The 17,472-nt window shown below is 68.0% G+C and carries 12 protein-coding genes; 6 read left to right on the top strand and 6 right to left on the bottom strand.

Annotated features, from left to right (window positions below; all coding sequences use genetic code 11):
* Genes nuoL through nuoN form a run of 3 tightly spaced genes read left to right on the top strand, consistent with a single transcriptional unit; the run spans position 1 to position 4,957 of the window.
* Complete coding sequence (nuoL, locus tag QE449_RS01625; RefSeq protein ID WP_307108069.1) at positions 1 to 1,887, top strand: NADH-quinone oxidoreductase subunit L; 1,887 nt, start codon at positions 1 to 3, stop codon at positions 1,885 to 1,887.
* Positions 1,884 to 3,431, top strand: a complete 1,548-nt coding sequence (locus QE449_RS01620; RefSeq protein WP_307108068.1) for an NADH-quinone oxidoreductase subunit M — start codon at positions 1,884 to 1,886, stop codon at positions 3,429 to 3,431. The genes nuoL and QE449_RS01620 overlap by 4 nt, the downstream gene beginning before the upstream one ends.
* Positions 3,428 to 4,957: an NADH-quinone oxidoreductase subunit NuoN gene (gene nuoN / locus QE449_RS01615; RefSeq protein ID WP_307108067.1), complete on the top strand. Its 1,530-nt coding sequence runs from the start codon at positions 3,428 to 3,430 to the stop codon at positions 4,955 to 4,957. The genes QE449_RS01620 and nuoN overlap by 4 nt, the downstream gene beginning before the upstream one ends.
* Positions 4,958 to 5,122: 165 nt before the next feature.
* On the opposite strand, the gene QE449_RS01610 is transcribed toward nuoN, so the two are convergent.
* On the bottom strand, positions 5,123 to 5,824 hold the full coding sequence (locus QE449_RS01610) for a type 1 glutamine amidotransferase domain-containing protein (RefSeq protein WP_204869380.1): 702 nt from the start codon (positions 5,822 to 5,824) through the stop codon (positions 5,123 to 5,125).
* A gap of 135 nt (positions 5,825 to 5,959) precedes the next feature.
* On the opposite strand from QE449_RS01610, the gene QE449_RS01605 reads away from it, so the two are divergent.
* Entirely contained in the window at positions 5,960 to 6,352 is a 393-nt protein-coding gene (locus QE449_RS01605; protein WP_027506026.1) for a hypothetical protein, read from the top strand.
* Here the strand turns inward: QE449_RS01605 and QE449_RS01600 are convergent.
* Entirely contained in the window at positions 6,295 to 6,990 is a 696-nt protein-coding gene (locus QE449_RS01600; protein WP_081821313.1) for a YitT family protein, read from the bottom strand. The genes QE449_RS01605 and QE449_RS01600 overlap by 58 nt on opposite strands.
* Positions 6,991 to 7,232: 242 nt before the next feature.
* On the opposite strand from QE449_RS01600, the gene QE449_RS01595 reads away from it, so the two are divergent.
* Positions 7,233 to 8,648, top strand: a complete 1,416-nt coding sequence (locus QE449_RS01595) for a diguanylate cyclase (RefSeq protein WP_307108066.1) — start codon at positions 7,233 to 7,235, stop codon at positions 8,646 to 8,648.
* Here QE449_RS01595 and QE449_RS01590 read toward each other — a convergent pair.
* Both QE449_RS01590 and QE449_RS01585 read right to left on the bottom strand, forming a co-directional pair.
* Positions 8,645 to 10,177 carry an alpha/beta hydrolase family protein gene (locus QE449_RS01590; RefSeq protein ID WP_307108065.1) on the bottom strand — a complete coding sequence of 511 codons (1,533 nt, stop codon included), beginning with the start codon at positions 10,175 to 10,177 and terminating at the stop codon, positions 8,645 to 8,647. The genes QE449_RS01595 and QE449_RS01590 overlap by 4 nt on opposite strands.
* A gap of 261 nt (positions 10,178 to 10,438) precedes the next feature.
* Positions 10,439 to 11,146: a YoaK family protein gene (locus QE449_RS01585; protein ID WP_222649963.1), complete on the bottom strand. Its 708-nt coding sequence runs from the start codon at positions 11,144 to 11,146 to the stop codon at positions 10,439 to 10,441.
* 41 nt (positions 11,147 to 11,187) lie between these two features.
* Between QE449_RS01585 and QE449_RS01580 the strand changes: the two genes are divergently transcribed.
* Positions 11,188 to 11,730: a YceI family protein gene (locus tag QE449_RS01580; RefSeq protein WP_222649964.1), complete on the top strand. Its 543-nt coding sequence runs from the start codon at positions 11,188 to 11,190 to the stop codon at positions 11,728 to 11,730.
* A 51-nt stretch (positions 11,731 to 11,781) separates the two neighbouring features.
* Here QE449_RS01580 and dnaB read toward each other — a convergent pair whose 3' ends face one another.
* Together dnaB and QE449_RS01570 are read right to left on the bottom strand one after the other, a co-directional pair.
* Positions 11,782 to 14,421 (bottom strand): replicative DNA helicase, encoded by a 2,640-nt coding sequence (gene dnaB, locus QE449_RS01575; RefSeq protein WP_307108064.1) that lies wholly within the window; start codon positions 14,419 to 14,421, stop codon positions 11,782 to 11,784.
* A 571-nt stretch (positions 14,422 to 14,992) separates the two neighbouring features.
* Positions 14,993 to 17,266: a SulP family inorganic anion transporter gene (locus QE449_RS01570; RefSeq protein WP_373428244.1), complete on the bottom strand. Its 2,274-nt coding sequence runs from the start codon at positions 17,264 to 17,266 to the stop codon at positions 14,993 to 14,995.
* Positions 17,267 to 17,472 lie beyond the last annotated feature (206 nt).

Raw genomic sequence — 17,472 nt, 5'->3', positions numbered from 1 at the left:
ATGGCGACGACTCTGGTTCTGCTGCCGCTCATTCCCCTCGCCGGAGCCGTCGTGCTGCTGCTGGCTGGACGCCGGAGCGATGCGTGGGGCCACCTCCTCGCGTGCGCGGCGATGCTCGCGTCGTTCGCGCTGGCCGTCGTCGCCTTCGTCGACATGGCCGGGCGGGCAGCGGAGGACCGCGCGCTCTCGCAGACGGTCTTCACCTACGTTCCGGTCGAGTCGCTGCAGATCGAGTTCGGTCTCCGCCTCGACCAGCTGTCGGTGTGCTTCGTCCTGCTCGTCACCGGCGTCGGAACCCTCATCCACGTGTACTCGATCGGGTACATGCGGGACGATCCCGCGCGCCGCCGATTCTTCGCGTACCTCAATCTCTTCGTGGCCGCGATGCTGCTGCTGGTCATGGCGGACAACTTCCTCGGCCTGTACGTCGGATGGGAGGGCGTGGGCCTCGCGTCGTACCTGTTGATCGGGTTCTGGTCCACCCGGCCGTCGGCGGCCTCGGCCGCACGCAAGGCGTTCGTCGTCAATCGTGTCGGCGACATCGGACTGGCCGTCGCGCTGATGATCATGATCTCGTCCGTCGGATCCGTCTCGTACGACGACGTGTTCGCCGGGGTCGACGGCATGGGCGATGGCACCGCGACCGCCCTCGGCCTCGTCCTCCTGCTCGCCGCGTGCGGCAAGTCGGCGCAGGTGCCGCTGCAATCGTGGCTGGGCGACGCGATGGAGGGCCCGACGCCCGTCTCGGCGCTCATCCACGCCGCGACGATGGTCACCGCCGGTGTGTACCTCATCGTCCGGTCCGGGCCCGTCTTCGAGGCGTCCCCGGCCGCCCAGAACGTCGTCGTGCTGGTCGGCGCCGTGACGCTGCTCTTCGGGGCCGTCATCGGCTGCGCGAAGGACGACATCAAGAAGGCTCTGGCAGCGTCGACGATGAGCCAGATCGGGTACATGGTGCTCGCGGCCGGTCTCGGCCCCGCCGGGTACGCGGTCGCGATCCTGCACCTGCTCACGCACGGATTCTTCAAGGCCGGCCTGTTCCTCGGCGCGGGGTCCGTGATGCACGCGACGAACGACGAGACGGACCTGCGGCGGTACGGCGGACTGCGCACCGTCCTGCCGATCACCTACGTGACGTTCGGGCTGGCCTATCTCGCCATCATCGGTGTCCCACCGTTCTCGGGGTTCTTCTCGAAGGACGGCATCATCGAGGCCGCGATCGACGCCGGCGGTGCGAAGGGTGCGGCGCTCGGCGCGGCCACCCTGGTCGGCGCGGGACTGACAGCGTTCTACATGACGCGGGTCATGATCCTCACGTTCTTCGGCGAGCGGCGGTGGCGGAGCGGAGTCCACCCGCACGAGGCACCCGCGAGCATGACCGGCCCGATGATCGTGCTGGCCGTCGGATCCGTCGGTGCCGGTGCGCTTCTCGCGATCGGCGCCCGATTGGAGGGATGGCTCGCCCCGGTCGTCGGTGAACACGACCCCGCACACCTCGTACCCGCGTGGGCCGTCACCCTCGCGGTGCTGGTGACCGTCGCCTCGGGGGTGGGCGTGGCCGTGCGCATGTACGGCCGATCGGCGATCCCGGTGACCGCACCCACGGGGTCGGTCCTCACAGCGGCCGCCCGCCGAGATCTGTACGGGGACGCAGTGAACGAGGCCGTCTTCATGCGGCCGGGTCAGCGGGCGACCGCCGCGGTGGTCACCGCCGACCGCGTCGGCGTCGAGGGAGTGGTGAGTGCCGTCGCCACCGCGGTCCGGGAGTCCTCCACACGACTGCGCCGGTGGCAGAACGGGTTCGTCCGGTCGTACGCCCTCTCGATGTTCGCCGGGGCCGTCCTGGTGGTCGTCGCCCTGACCGTGGCACTGGGAGTGACGCGATGACCGACCTTCCCGTGCTGAGCGCGCTCTGGCTCCTCCCGCTGATCGGAGCGCTGGCAGTGATCGCCGTGCCGCCCACCCGGTCTGCGGCCGCCCGCGCGGTGGGGCACACGACATCGTGCGTCGTGCTGATCCTCGCCGTGCTGTGTGCGATCGGGTTCGAGGCGGGCGCGCCGGGATACCAGTTCGTGGAAGAGCACGAGTGGATCCCGAGCTTCGGTGCGGGCTACACACTCGGGATCGACGGCATCGCACTGACTCTCGTACTGCTGACCGCGGTCCTGGTCCCGATCCTCCTGCTGGCCGGGTGGAACGACACCCCGCCCGCGTCGCGCTCACGCCGCACCCACACCTACGTCGCGTTGATCCTCGTCGTCGAGTCGATGGTCATGGTCTCGTTCGTCTCCCTCGACATCCTGCTCTTCTACCTCTTCTTCGAGGCCATGCTCGTGCCGATGTACTTCCTCATCGGCGGCTTCGGCCGTGATGCCGGACGAGCGCGTTCCGCCGCGGTGACCTTCCTGCTCTACAACCTCGTGGGCGGGCTCGTCATGCTGGCGGCCGTCATCGGCCTGTACGTCGTCACCGCCTCGGATGCGAGTCCCTTCTCGGCCGGCACGTTCGACCTGCGCGCCATCGCGGACGCCGCGGCGGCCGGCGAACTCGGTGCCTCGCCCGGCGTGCTGAACGCGCTGTTCCTGGGATTCCTCGTGGCCTTCGCCGTGAAGGCGCCGCTGTGGCCGCTGCACACCTGGTTGCCCGGCGCGGCGACCGAGAGCACCCCGGCGACCGCGGTGCTGATGATGGCCGTCGTCGACAAGGTGGGCACCTTCGGGATGCTGCGGTACTGCCTGCAGCTGTTCCCGGAGTCGTCGGCGACCTTCGCGCCGGCGGTGATCACGCTCGCCGTCGTCGGGATCGTCTACGGCGCGGTGCTGGCGATCGGCGCGACCGACATCATGCGCCTCATCGCGTACACCTCCATCTCGCACTTCGGGTTCATCATCCTCGGCATCTTCGCCATGACGAGCCAGTCGCAGGCGGGGGCCGCGCTGTACATGGTGAACCACGGGATCGCCACGGCCGCACTGTTCCTCGTCGCAGGGTTCCTCGTCACCCGGCGCGGGAGCGCGCTCATCGCCGACCACGGGGGTGTGCAGAAGGTGGCGCCCGTGCTCGCCGGCACGTTCCTCGTCGCCGGACTGGCCACTCTGTCGCTTCCCGGACTCGCCCCGTTCGTCAGCGAATTCCTGGTCCTCGTGGGAACGTTCCCGCGCTACGGCGTCGCGGCGGTGATCGCGGCGTCGGCGCTGGTGCTCTCGGCGATCTACGTGCTGTGGCTGTATCAACGGGTGATGACCGGGCCCGTCGCCGCCGGCTCGGAACGGATCCGCGATCTCGTGCCGCGCGAGATCGCCGTCGTTGCTCCACTTCTCGTGCTCGTCATCGCGCTGGGCGTGTACCCGAGACCCGCGCTGGACATCCTCACGCCGGCCGTCGAACGCACATCGGTCGAGCAACTCGAGACAGGAGTGGCCGCGCCATGACCATCGACACCCCGTCCCTCGAGTACAGCCTGCTGTCGCCCATGATCATCGTTCTGGCGGCCGCGGTGATCGGCGTCCTGGTCGAGGCGTTCGTTCCCGCCGATCGGCGCCGAGTCACCCATCTCGTGCTCGCCCTCGGCGCACTCGCGGCAGCGTTCGCCGCCGTCGTCGCGCTGGCCGGAACCAGCACCGTCGCCGCGGTGGGGTCGGTGGCCGTGGACGGGCCCACACTGTTCCTGCAGGGGGTCATCGTCGCGGTGTCCGCGGCGTCGGTCGTACTGATGGCGCATCGCTCGTCCGACCATCCCGAAGTGGCTGCGGTCGATGCCTTCACGCCCGCGGCGTCCACGGTGCCGGGCACGGTCGCCGAGGCCCGTGCCGTCACCGCCCGGGTCACCCGTACCGAGATCTACCCGCTCACCCTGTTCGCCGTCGGCGGCATGATGGTGTTGCCGGCCTCGAACGATCTGCTGAGCATGTTCGTCGCGCTGGAGGTGCTCTCGCTCCCGCTGTACCTGCTGTGCGGTCTCGCGCGTCGTCGGCGTCTGCTGTCCCAGGAGGCGTCGCTCAAGTACTTCCTCCTCGGAGCGTTCTCGTCGGCCTTCTTTCTGTTCGGCACGGCGCTGCTCTACGGCTACGCGGGCAGCGTCCGACTCGACGACATCGCCGATGTGGCCGACGGGGACCAGGTTCTCGGCGTGCTGGGGATCGGTCTCGTGGCCGTCGGCCTGCTGTTCAAAGTCGGTGCGGTGCCGTTTCATTCGTGGATCCCCGACGTGTACCAGGGCGCACCCACGCCCGTGACCGCGTTCATGGCCTCGGCCACGAAGGTGGCGGCCTTCGGCGCGCTGCTGCGCATTCTCGTCGTGGGCGTGCCCGATCTCCAGGACGCGTGGCGGCCGATGCTGTGGGCCGTCGCCATCGTCACCATGCTCGTGGGAGCCGTGATCGCGGTGGCGCAGACCGACGTCACGCGGATGCTGGCGTACTCGTCGATCGCCCACGCGGGCTTCATCCTCACGGGTGTCTCCGCGGGAGCGGCGGGCGTGTCCGCCACGCTGTTCTATCTCGCGGCCTACGCCTTCAGCACACTCGGCGCCTTCGCCGTGGTGTCCCTCGTGCGGGATCAGGGCGGCGAGGTCACCGAACTGTCCCGGTGGGCGGGCCTCGGACGATCGTCGCCCCTGACCGCAGCGGCCTTCGCGCTGTTCCTGCTCGCCTTCGCCGGCATCCCGCTGACGAGCGGCTTCACGAGCAAGTTCGCCGTCTTCCAGGCCGCACTCGAGGACGGCGGTGCCGCGCTGGTGATCGTCGGCGTCGTCAGCAGTGCCATCGCCGCGTCGTTCTACATCCGCGTCATCGTGGTGCTGTTCTTCACCGAAACGGAGGGACCCTCGGCGACGATCACCCACGGAACGGGCGCGACCGTGGCCGTCGCCGTGTCGGCCGTCGCCACCGTGGTGCTCGGGGTCTTCCCGCAACCGCTGCTCGACCTCGCCGAGCGGGCTGCCGCCGCGATGGTTTGACCCCCTTCCCCCCGCCCGCTCCCGGCGAGTACGTCCGAAGCGTCGTGAATCGGCGTGGAATCGCGACAGTGTGGACGTACTCGCGGGGGGATCAGCGGGGATCAGTGAGGGTCAGCGGGGGCGGCAGGGAGGGTCAGCGGGCGCCGGGAGTCAGCGAGGGTGCCGTCAGCTCAGAGCAGCGACGAGCCGATCCGCCAATGCCTTGGTCGATGCCGGGTTCTGGCCGGTGTAGACGGTGCGGTCGACGATGACGTGGGGCGACCAGGCATCCGCCGCCGAGAAGCTCGCTCCACCGTCGCGCAGACGGGTCTCGAGCAGCCAGGGCGCCTTGTCGGCCAGTCCGGCCTGCTCCTCCTCCTGGTTGGTGAAGCCCGTGAGCTGGTAGCCGGAGAAGGGCCAGCTGCCGTCGTCGCGCTTCGCCGACAGCAGCGCGGCGGGTGCGTGGCACACGGCCGACACGATCTTGCCCGAGTCGAGGAACTCGGTGACCAGGGCGCCGAAGTCGTCCGACACCGCGAGGTCTTCCATCGGACCGTGGCCACCGGGGACGAAGACCGCGTCGAAGGACGACGCCGTCTGGTCCTCGAGGCGCGCGGGTGACGCGAGCACGTCCTTCACCGACTCCAGGTACGACTTCAGGTCGGCGACCTTGGCCTCGTCGCCGCCGTTCGCCTCGACGGCCAGCGATCCCTCGTCGACGGTCGGGGTCACACCACCGGGCGTCGCGACGACGATGTCCCAGCCGGCCTCGGTGAAGGTCCGGTGCGACTCGACGAGCTCCTCCGCCCAGTACCCGGTGGGGTGCGCGGTTCCGTCCTTCAGCGTCCAGTGATCCGATCCGGTGACCACGTACAGAAGCTTCGTCATGCGGTGATGTCCGTTCGTCGAGGGGTACTTGCTTTCATGGTGTACCCGTCCGCGCCGTACTGACCCGGGAACGGATGAAGCTCACCGGTCGTTGGGGGAGTAAAGCCCGTCACACCACACTCTGCGAGGTACACCATGAGCGGTAAAGGACAGTTCGGTTTCGATCCCGAGGACTTCGAGCGCGTCGCTCGCGAAGCGGGCGAGGGCCTGCGGGACATGCTGGGCCAGGCCATGAAGATGGCCGATCAGTCGGGCGGAGGCGCTCCGTGGGTCGGCATGTTCACGCCCGCCGCTACCAAGTCCACCCCGGAGCCGGAGACCACGGGTCAGAAGGGCGACGGGGTGTGGGCCGTCTACTCCGTCGACTCCGACGGGTCGGCGAGCGTCGATCAGGTCTTCGCGACCGAACTCGATGCTCTGCGTGCCCACCGGGACAACGTGGATCCGAATCGCAAGGTCCGCTTCCTTCCCTACGGTGTCTCGGTCGGGATCCTGTCGGCCGGTTCGGAGCTCTCCACCGAGGAGTGATCTCCTCCTGCTCGCACCGCGCACTTCCGGGCCGTGAACTTCTGGGCCGTGAACTTCTGGGGCATCACGCCGAGGAAGAAGTGCACCAGCGGCCCGATCGCGAGCGCGTACAGCACCGTCCCCACACCGGCCGTGCCGCCGAGGAGCCATCCGGTTCCCAGCACCGCGAGTTCGATGGCCGTGCGCACCAGGCGCACGGACAGTCCGCTCCGCGCGACGAGTCCTGTCATCAGGCCGTCGCGCGGACCCGCGCCCAGGCCGGCCGAGATGTAGGCCGCCGTGGCGAGACCGTTGAGCACGACTCCTCCGGTGAGCAGCGCTACGCGTGACGGGATCGAGGCGACTTCGGGCAACCAGTCCAGCGCGAGGTCGACGCTCACTGCGATGATGACGATGTTCGCGACGGTTCCGATGCCCGGCCGCTGACGCAACGGGATCCACAGCAGCAGCACCATCACGCCGGTCACCGCCGTGATCGCCCCGAAACTGATCGGGAGCCGTGCGGCCAGCCCCTGGTGGAACACGTCCCACGGGTTGAGCCCGAGACCACCGGTGATCATCATGGCCATCGACGTGCCGTAGAGCGTGAGGCCACCCACGAGCAGGGTGGTCCGGAGTGCGAGGTCGCGGGCGTTCATGTCTCGAGTCTGTCCGCCCGTCCGCTGCTCGAGTCCAGTCCACCGACCGGCAGTGGACTGAATATCGGTCCCCGTACCGGAACCGGAGACGTGGGCGAGCGCGGCGCCTCAGCGCGAGTGAGCAGTCTGTCGCATCGGTCGCCACGTGCGGTTGCGGTAGTAGATACTGCACTCGATAACAACGAAGCCGTTGGGGACGACTGAGATGTCACAGGGGGTTCCCGTCCATGCGAAGGACGACCTTGCCTGCGACACCCGAGCCGGACATGCGCAGTCCGGCCGCGCGCGCCGCGACCGACATCGCCCTCCTGACCGCCGCCGTCTTCATCGCGGCGATCATCGGAATCCATTCGCGGCCACCGGGACTTCTCGCCTCGGTGTGGGTGGCCAACGCGGTGGCGCTGAGCGTCTTCGTACGCTGGCCCCGCACCTTCACCGCGCCGGCGGCCGTCGCAGCGCTGCTCGCCCTCGTCACCGCGGACCTCGTCTCGGGTACCGACGTCTACGCTGCGGTCGCGTTCAATGTCGCGAACATCGTCGGGGTCCTCGGAGGCACGCTGGTGATCCGGCGGCGGCACCCCGAGCCGATGACCCTCGCGGGATCCGCGGACTTCGCCAGAATGTGCCTCGGCATCGTCGTCGCCGCCCTCCTGTCGACGACCGTCGCCACCCTCTCGAGCGGCCGGCTGGGACCGCACGCACCCGCCGTCGAGGCTCTGAGCTGGTTCGGATCCGAGCTCACGAGCTACCTGCTGATCGTCCCCGTCCTACTGTCCTTCCGCGCGTCGACTCCGCGCCGCCGCACCGGCCCCGCCTCGCTTCGGCGTCTGATCACGGGTGAGACGGCACCGATCGCGCTGACCGTCCTGCTGATGCTGGCCGGTCTCATCGTCCAGGGCCCGTTGCTGCTCGCGCTGCCGCTGCCCGCGCTGCTCTGGTGCGCCACCCGCATCCCCATCTTCGGCACCGCGCTGCTCACCGCACTGTGGTCCGCATGGACGCTGCTCTTCCTCGGACGCGGGGAACTCCAGACCGGTGGGCTGCTGGGCGCGGACGGCCAGGACGGCGCCTCCGCGGTGCTGTCCGTCGCATTGGTCGCACTCGGACCGCTGCTGGTCGCCGCCGTGTCGCTGGACCGGATGGCCGTGCAGAACAAGCTCCGCGAGGCCCTCGAGTACGACAGTCTCACCGGCGTCCTCTCCCGCGCCGCCTTCCTGCGACGGAGCCAGCAGCGCCTCGACACCCTCATCACCGACTCGCGGCCGGTCGCGCTGCTCATGCTCGACCTCGACCACTTCAAGTCCATCAACGACACGCTCGGCCACGCCGTGGGCGACATCGCGTTGGTCCGCAGCGCCGCCTGCATCCTCGGTGCCCTACCGGACGACGCGATCGCGGGGCGCATGGGCGGTGAGGAGTTCGCGATCCTCCTCCCGCACGCGGATCAGGAGGACGCCGCCTCCATCGCCGACTCGATCCGCCGCGATCACGAACGGCTGCACGTCCTCTCGTCGCGCACGGCGACGGTGAGCATCGGGTTGGCCTGGACGAGCTACGCCCCGCAGTCCGTCTCGCCGCTGCTCGTGTCCGCGGATCATGCGCTGTACGACGCGAAACGACGCGGCCGGAACACGGTGGTCGCGGTCAGCCTCGACTAGGCCAGATCCTGCACCAAGGACCGAATGATGTTCAGTCCCTCGTGTCGCCGATGGTGCGCATGCATCGGGTGATCGAGCGATGCCATCCTCACGACGGACAGCGGCGAGCCCGATCTCGACTGCGCTCGATGCAGCCTGGCACCGAAGCGGTTCTCGAGATACTCGAGCCCGTCGTCGTTCGGAGAGAACGCGAGCACGACCGGGAACGCCGACGTCGCGAGCTCCTCGAGCCACCGACCGGTGGCGCACAGCGGCGCTCCCGCCTCGAGACGATCCCACTCTCCGGAGACTGCTCCCGCAGCGATCGCGGCGATCTCGTCGGCTCGGCGCTTGCGAGTGTCCGACATCAGGGCTTCCACCGGATCGCCCTCCTGCCAGTACAACTGGGGGTTGAATGCGACGACCCCGTCCACTGCCGACGATCGGGCGGCACGCAGACCGATCCAGGCACCTGCACAGATACCCACGAGCACGATGCGCTCGTGGCCGGACTGGCGCAGTGCCGTCACCGCGTCCACCACGTCGTGCACCGTGTGACCGTCGTACGGCCGACCGGGTGCATGGCCCTCGTCCGGACTCTCGCCCCAGCCGAGGAAATCCAGCCGTACGGCTGTCGTACCCTCGGCCGCCAGGGCACGTGAGAATTCGACCCACACCCGGCCGGACCCGACATGGGATTCTGAGCCGGTGTTGAGGAACACCACGGTCACTCCTGTCGACCGGGAGGGGACTGGGGAGGAGATCACCGCGGCGAGTCGATGAGGGCCGAGCGTCGTCACCGCCTCGCTGATTCCGTGCTCGCCGAGAACCACACCACTGCGGTGAGAGTCGTCGGTCTCGACCTCGTCAGCGGTGGCAGCGATCGGGGCCAGATACTCGACGATCCGAGCGACGTGCCCAACGGGCACCGTGGCCTCCTCCGTGGGCACGTCGAGCATCGATCCGGCCCCGCCGCACACTTGGTGCTCGACCTCCACCGCGTTGTCGCGGAGACGCTGCACCAATGCCGACGAGGCAGGACGGTCGTCTCGGTCCAACACGAGCACCTCGCGCGCCGGCTTCCCCAGAGTCCTCGACGACGCGGATGCCACGTCTGCGAGAAAGGTGTCTGTGAGAACCGTTCCCGCGAGCGTCCGCGCCGAAGCGTGTCCGTAGACGTTCTCGTCGTCGGGCACCTGCGTCGACAACATCGACAGCTCCCTCGCGTACCGCTTCCCGTCCGTGACCGCGGCCCACGCGATCACGCGGTCCACGGAGAGCGCGGACGCGGAGGACAACGCCAGCAGTCCGCCGAGTCGTAGCCCGACGAGCGACACCGAATCGGCGCCGGCCCGACGGACCTCGGCCACCGCCTCGGCGATGTCGTCGTGCCACGTCGACATGACGGCGCCACTCCACAGATCACCGCGGGCGTCACCGGTCCCGCGGAGATCCAGCCGAAGCACCAGAAAACCCTGCGCGGCCAATGATTCGGCGAGTACGCGGAGTGCCCGATGCGAGGTCCAGTACTCGTAACCGAAGGGCGGCACGATGACGACGCCACAGCGGCTGGGCGACGAGGAACGGGTCAGCCATCCGAAGGATGTGTCGCCCGTCGGTCCGAACCATCGGCCCGTCGTCGACGTGGAAACCGCAGCAGGGAAAGGGGCAATCACGACAAACCTCCGGAAGCAGACTGTGCGATACAGTATGCACACAGAATTCGGGGGACATGCCTGTTCTGTCCGGAAATTCATCCGCTCGACCGACCCCTGAGATGGGCCGGTCCGCGACCTGAGGCAAGGTCGGGCTCAGGCCGCGACCTGCCATGGTCGCTCGCGGCGCCCCACCGCCCACACGACCACGAGGATCGCCGCGAACAGCGCGGCCACGAGCACCAGCGTCGCCACCACACCCGAATGCAACACCACCACGGTGCCCAGGATCGCACCGAGGAACATGGCGACGACGGAGGAGAGCCGACGCAGTACAGCCGCCCCGTCCCGTTTCCGGAGATCGGACCCGATGCCGGTGAGGGCCATCGTCAGCACGGTGGTGGTCATGTCCGGGACGGCGAGATGCCGCACCGCCGCGTTCTGCAGCCCCAGGCCCAGCGCGAGCAGCACGACGATGACGTATCCGCGGCCGGGACCGTCCACCATGAGGATCGCGGCGATCAGCGACGCGAGCGCGAGGACGAACTCGACCCCGAGTGCGTTGCGTAGCAGATGATCTCGTCGACCACCGGCCCGCGTGATCAGTGTTCCACCGACCATCGCGCCCACCAGGAATCCGACCAGGGCGAGCACCGAGCCCCACAACGAGAAACCGGCCGCCCCGCCCAGTGCGAAACCGATGAACACGACGTTGCCCGTCATGTTGGCCACGAACACTCGACCGAGAGCCAGCAGGCTGAGCGCGTCGATCGCACCGGTGACGACCGTGACGGCCAGCAGGATCATCGGCAGCGGCCCGTGGCGGGGATGCGCGACGTAGTCCGAGAAGCCATGTGTGGTCACGGCCACGCATTCTGCCCCAGCAGCGCGGATACAGTCGGGTGATGACCACCTCGAGCAGGACCCTGACCGCGGCGGACGGCACGCTGAACGTCCACACCGGGGTGACCGGTCGAGCGTCGAAGATGGGGCACCGGCTGACCATCGCGTTCCGCGACTGGAGCGTCACCGTCGACGAGTCGGACGGCGCTCCGACGGCCGTCACGGTTCGGGTGCGCGTCGACTCCATGGAGGTCGTCAGTGGCGAGGGCGGCGTCACACCGATGTTCGGCCCCGAGAAGATGCTCGCGCGGTCCAACGCCCTCGGCACGCTGGACGCGTCGGACCATCCCGAGATCCGCTACGACGCGACCACCGTCGAGTCGACGAAGGACGGCTACCGTCTCGACGGCACGCTGACGATCCACGGCGTGACACGCGAGCACACCGTCGACCTTTCGGTCTCCACCTCCGACGGGACCACGCACGTCGCCTTCGACGCGGTGGTGACGCAGACGGACTTCGGCGTGAAGCCCTACTCCCAGCTGCTCGGATCGATGAAGGTCGTCGACGACGTCGACGTGTCCTTCTCCGCCTCGATCTCGTAGCCCTGCCCCGATCTCCCAGCCGGCCTCGATCTCCTGGCCGGCCTCGGCGGACTAGCCGCGCGCCATGTCGACGAAGCGCGACAGGTGCAGCTGGTGCGCCACAGTGATGGTGGCCGTGGGTCCGTTGCGGTGCTTGCCGAGGATCAGGTCGGCTTCGCCGCCGCGGGGATCGTCGCGCTCGGTCGCATCCGGACGGTAGAGCAGGATGACCATGTCGGCGTCCTGCTCGAGCGAGCCGGACTCACGAAGGTCCGAGACCATCGGCTTCTTGTCCGTGCGCTGCTCGGGACCACGGTTGAGCTGACAGATGGCGACCACCGGAACCATGAGCTCCTTGGCCAACAGCTTCAGCGATCGCGAGAAGTCCGAGACCTCCTGCTGACGCGACTCCACCTTCTTGCCGGACGACATCAGCTGCAGGTAGTCGATGACGATGAGCTTGAGATCGTGTCGCTGCTTGAGTCGCCGCGCCTTGGCGCGGATCTCCATCATGGTGAGGTTGGGGGAGTCGTCGACGAAGAGTGGTGCCTCGCTGATCTCGCTCATCCTGCGGGCGAGGCGGGTCCAGTCGTCGTCCGTCATCTTTCCCGAGCGCATGTCGCCGAGCTTGATCTTGGCCTCGGCGGAGAGGAGACGCATGACGATCTCGGTGCGGCTCATCTCGAGCGAGAACATGACGCTGGCCATGCCGTGCTTGATGGAGCACGAGCGCATGAAATCCATTCCGAGAGTGGAGTTGTGTGTCGGCACCATCGAACGACCGGCGAGATAGAGGTGGTCCGTGTTATCGACCTCGACACATCTGACCGGCACCGAGTCGACGCGACGAACGTCGACGATGAAGCGACTCGAAGACCTGGACACATTCGACGAGGCACGACGCTCTTTGTGCAGCAACTGCTTTCGATGCAGACCGAAGACCACATCATCGGTCGAGAAGGTGAGTGTGAACGCCGTCGACGACGCCTCGGTGCGTCCTGCCACCCTCTTCGTCGATCGATGTACTCGGTACCCCAGACTGACGATGAGTTCCTCGACGTCGAGTGCCAGTCGCTCATCGGTGACACTGAACTGCGCGGATCCGCCTGCCGTGACGGTCCCGTCGGTGTCCAGCAGGCCGGCGAGTACAGCTCGCCGCTGCGACTCCGACGACCTGAGGTACTCCATGGGAATGTGCTTGTTGTTCAACACACCGAGTGTTCGGAGGCGAGCTTGCACCGTCCCCGTGGCGTTTCGGCACTTCTGGCACATCCGAAGTCCGGTGCACAGCTCACCGCAGAGCGGGCACAGCGGCTGATCCACCACGTCATCCTGGAAACGAGCCCGGCCACCGCATGAACGGCCGCAGGTACGCACCTGAGAAGAGAACGGCACGAAGCGTTTTCCGCACACCGTACAGAACTTGGCCGGTACAGGTTCGGGTGCGGGAAGCTGAATCGAGTATCGCAACTCAGCTGCTGCGGATCGAACGGCCACCAACCCCTCACCTTCGATCCGAGCAATGATCTCGGGATCGTCGGAGGTGATCTGCGCGCAAGCGCTGGTGCCGTCCCCCAACCACGCGCCCAGCGTGTAGGGAGGGACGGAAAGGACCGCGTCCGGACGCTGGATCGGCTTCGCGTTGGTCACCGAGTGATTCAGTCGAGCGTCCTTGGTCGCGCACCTGACCGAACCGGCGATCTGCTCGGTGGTGCGCACCTCGGCGAACGTTCCTTGGTTCTTGGTCCTGTTGTATCGAGCAGCCGCAGCCTGCGCCGACTTTCGCGATGCGCGGGTATCCGTGAGCCACTGATGCTCCGCGTCGGCCACGATGACCGTGCCGTCGGAGAACTCGACCTCGTAACACGGCCTACCGACCATCACGTCGGTCGCAGCGACGACCCGAGTCGCAGATCCGGACGCATCGATGAGATGGTCCCCGACCTCGACTTCACCCATCGTCGTCCACCCAGTGGGCGTCGCCAACGGCGTGTCGAGGGCGAGCGCCTTGCCCACACCAGGCCTCGCCGCGACGATGATCATCTGGCCCGGGTGCAGACCGTTGGTCACCTCGTCGAGCTCGGTGAAGCCGGTGGGGACACCGTTCGACATGCCGCCGCGGCTGGCGATGGAGTCGATCTCGTCCATCGTGGGCTGCAGCAGCTCTTCGAGTTGGACGAAGTCCTCCGCGGTACGACGCTCGGTGACCTCGTACACCTCGGCCTGAGCCCGGTCGACGACTTCGGACACGTCCTGACCGTCCGCGCCCGCGTAGCCGAACTGGACGATGCGCGTACCGGCCTCGACGAGGCGACGCAGGATCGCCTTCTCGACGACGATCTCGGCGTAGAACGACGCGTTGGCCGCCGTGGGGACCGTCTGCGTCAGCGTGACGAGGTAGGGCGGGCCGCCGATGCGCTTGAGCTCGCCGCGCCGTTCGAGCTCCGCGGAGACGGTGACCGGGTCGGCGGGGTCGCCGCGGCCGTACAGATCGAGGATCGCGTCGTAGACCATCTGGTGAGCGGGGCGGTAGAAGTCACCGGGCCGCAGGACCTCGAGGACGTCGGCGATGGCGTCCTTGCTGAGCAGCATGCCGCCCAGAACGGACTGCTCGGCAGCCATGTCCTGAGGGGGCTGACGACCGAAGTCCTCACCGGGCGCCTCGGACGGCCCCTGGTAGTCGTTCGTTCCCCGATCGTCCACGACTGCCACAGAAGTTCGCCGCCCTCTCGCTCGACCGAAGCTCGCCCCCGGAGATCTCGTCCGTCCTCGGCCGTGTCGGCCGAGTCCGTGCTCACCACGTTGTACCCCCGGCCTCCGACACGGTCCGAACACGTGACTGCACGCGCGTGCGCGAGCGGCTGTCCGGCGGTCGACGAGGCCCGTCGATGGTGTGCCGGAGGGACGTTAGGTGCTCGGTCCGCCAGCACCAAACGGGCCTGTTGAGCAATCTGTGGACGGGGTGTGGACAACGCAGGCGAGTCGTGTTGACCACCTGTGCAGAACCTGTGCAGCAACAAGATCACACAGCCCATCGGTGCACGTCAGGGCGATTTCGCAATTTTTCTCTCTGTGGATGAATCCGCACTCGGCGTGTCCTGCCGACTTGACATGTCGGGCGTGTCAGGTCTCCATGGCTGGAGTTATCAACATGACCTGGGTCACATGTCGGTATCCGCCGGTGAAACCGCCGAGTGATTCTGATCCGGTCCGGATAACAGCCGCCGGACACGCGACGGGGCGCCGCGATGCAGTGCATCGCGGCGCCCCGTGGAGACCCTGGTCAGTTCTGCGCTTGCTCCTGATCGAGCTCGGTGACCGAGGCCGCGTCGACGAGCACGACCCGCGCCGTGGGAATGTCGAAGAAGAGTCCGACCACCTTGAGCCTCCCCTCGGCGACCGCCTTGCCCACCACGGCGTGACGCGACAGGGTCTGCAGTTGTACTGCCACGTTCACCATGGCGAGCTGGTCGATCTCGGAGAACCCCAGCTCTGCGGCATCTCGCGCGACGGGGTGGCCACTCCGGAACGCACTGAGGCTCGCCCGGCCGTGCGAGAGCCACTCACCCACCACCCCGTCGGCGTCGTGGGCGTCCGCGAGCAGCCCCCGCATGGCTCCACAGCCGGAGTGGCCGCAGACCACGACGGAACTGATGGCGAGCGTGTTCACGCCGTACTCCAGAGCGGCCTCGAGCGACGTGTCCGGATCACCGACCGGGATCAGATTGCCCATGTTGCGGACGGTGAAGAGGTCTCCGGGTCCGGCGCTGGTGATCGTGTTCGGCAGCACGCGCGAGTCGACACAACTCAGGAAGAACGTGTCCGGGTCCTGGAACTCGCTCAGCTTCTCGAGGTGCGGGCGCATGGACGACGCGCTGCGACGGTGGTATTCCTCGACACCGGCCAGGACCGGCCGGAGCGCCGCCGGGGTGACGGCGTCGGCGGTGAACGGCCCGGAGTGGCTGTCGACGGTCTGCCACTGCGACCACGGCATGAACGTGCGCGCGGACAGCATGTGGGGCATGCGTCTCGGTGGCCCGGCCGTGGCCGACGCCATGTCCACGGCGCCGACCTCGTCGACGACGACGGTGCCGCCCGTCGCCTCGTACTGCTTCGTCCACTCGTGCAGCGCGTCGTACACCGCGTGGTCGAGGAAGTCGACGGTCAGCTCGATCGTCACGGATCGGCCGGCAGGAACGGACTGCAGCACCCGCGTGAGGCGAGGAAGCGACAGGAAGCTGAGCGATCCCTCCACCACGACGCGCCAGGAGTCCTCGGTGAGCTGCTCGGCACGCACCCGTGCCCACAGCACGCGGCGCAACACCAGCAGGACGGAGATGGCGAGCCCGATCAGCACACCCTCGAGCAGATTGAGGGTGACGACACCGACGACCGTCGCCGCGTACACCACCACGTCGCCGGTCTTCGTCGCCGAGCGTATGTCCGCGAGCTTGACCAGCTGCACACCGATCATGACGAGCAGACCTGCCAGTGCGGCGTAGGGGACCAGCTCGACCACACCGATGAACAGGACCGAGAAGATGAGAACCCAGACACCGTGCAGTACAGCCGAAGCGGGGGATCGGGCGCCGGATCGGACGTTGGTGGCGCTGCGCACGATGACGCCGGTGACGGGCAGTCCGCCGGCGACACCGGACACCATGTTGGCGGCGCCCTGACCCATGAGTTCGCGATCGAAGTTGGTGCGTCTGCCCGAGTGCATCTTGTCGATGGCGACGGCGGAGAGCAGACTCTCGACGCTCGCGATCAACGCGATGGTCAGCACACCGGTCGCGAACGCTGCCCACTGCCCGTCCGGGAATGCCGGCAACTCCACGGCCTCGATCAGGTTGCCGGGCAGATCGATTCGTTCGACGTTCATCGAGAAGGCCAGTGAGAGACCGGTTCCCGCGACCACGGCCACCAGCGGGCCGGGGACCTTACCGAGTGGGCCGGTGATGCGCGGCCACAGCAGCATCAGCGCAACGACCACACCGCCGATGGCGACCGGCGCCGCCTCGGCGTTCAGGATCGACGAAGGCAGAGACGTGATGTTGGCGACGGCGGAACTCCGGCTCTCCCCACCGAGCAGCACGTGGATCTGCTGCAGCGCGATGGTGATACCGATACCGGCCAGCATCGCGTGCACCACCACCGGCGAGATGGCGAGCGCCTGGCGGGCGATACGGCTCAGACCCAGCACCACCTGCAGCACACCGGCGAACACCGTGATGAGACACGTGATGCGCCAACCGAACTGGTTCACCAACTCGGCCACCACCACGGTCAGGCCGGCGGCCGGCCCGCTCACCTGCAGCGGGGACCCACCCAGCGCACCGGCGAGGATGCCGCCGATGACGGCCGCGATGAGGCCCGCCATGACGGGAGCGCCGGAGGCCACCGCGATTCCGATGGAGAGCGGTACCGCCACCAGGAACACCACGAGAGACGCGGGCACGTCGTACCGGGCGACGCTCGCCAGCCGGTCGCGCGGTGTGGGGCTCGGGGCGGGTACGGGTGGTTCGGCGGGGGACGAGCGATCGAGTTGTGCAGTCACGGTGAAGCCTCCAGGCGGACACGGATGGTGTGGGTCTGTGCGGTTTCGTCGGTGCAGAACGCCCGGTCTCTCCTCGGGGCGCATCGTTGGTCAAGACATCTCGAAGAGTACGTAAAGGTTTCGGCGCACCCTCGGCGCCGGACGGTGCTCGGGCCGCGTCTGCTCCGAGGTTTGGGGACGGTGCCAGTGGACCCACCCGGAAACAC

This window comes from Rhodococcus sp. SORGH_AS_0303 (genome assembly GCF_030819335.1).
Lineage (GTDB): Bacteria > Actinomycetota > Actinomycetes > Mycobacteriales > Mycobacteriaceae > Rhodococcoides.
The sequence above is the reverse complement of the archived record's forward strand: the minus strand, read 5'-3'. Positions and strand labels throughout refer to the sequence as shown.

Coding starts and splice junctions, on each gene's coding strand:
- nuoN (WP_307108067.1), top strand. CDS start 3,428: ATGACCATCGACACCCCGTCCCTCGAGTACAGCCTGCTGTCGCCCATG.
- QE449_RS01580 (WP_222649964.1), top strand. CDS start 11,188: ATGACCACCTCGAGCAGGACCCTGACCGCGGCGGACGGCACGCTGAAC.
- QE449_RS01600 (WP_081821313.1), bottom strand. CDS start 6,990: ATGAACGCCCGCGACCTCGCACTCCGGACCACCCTGCTCGTGGGTGGC.
- QE449_RS01620 (WP_307108068.1), top strand. CDS start 1,884: ATGACCGACCTTCCCGTGCTGAGCGCGCTCTGGCTCCTCCCGCTGATC.
- nuoL (WP_307108069.1), top strand. CDS start 1: ATGGCGACGACTCTGGTTCTGCTGCCGCTCATTCCCCTCGCCGGAGCC.
- QE449_RS01605 (WP_027506026.1), top strand. CDS start 5,960: ATGAGCGGTAAAGGACAGTTCGGTTTCGATCCCGAGGACTTCGAGCGC.
- QE449_RS01610 (WP_204869380.1), bottom strand. CDS start 5,824: ATGACGAAGCTTCTGTACGTGGTCACCGGATCGGATCACTGGACGCTG.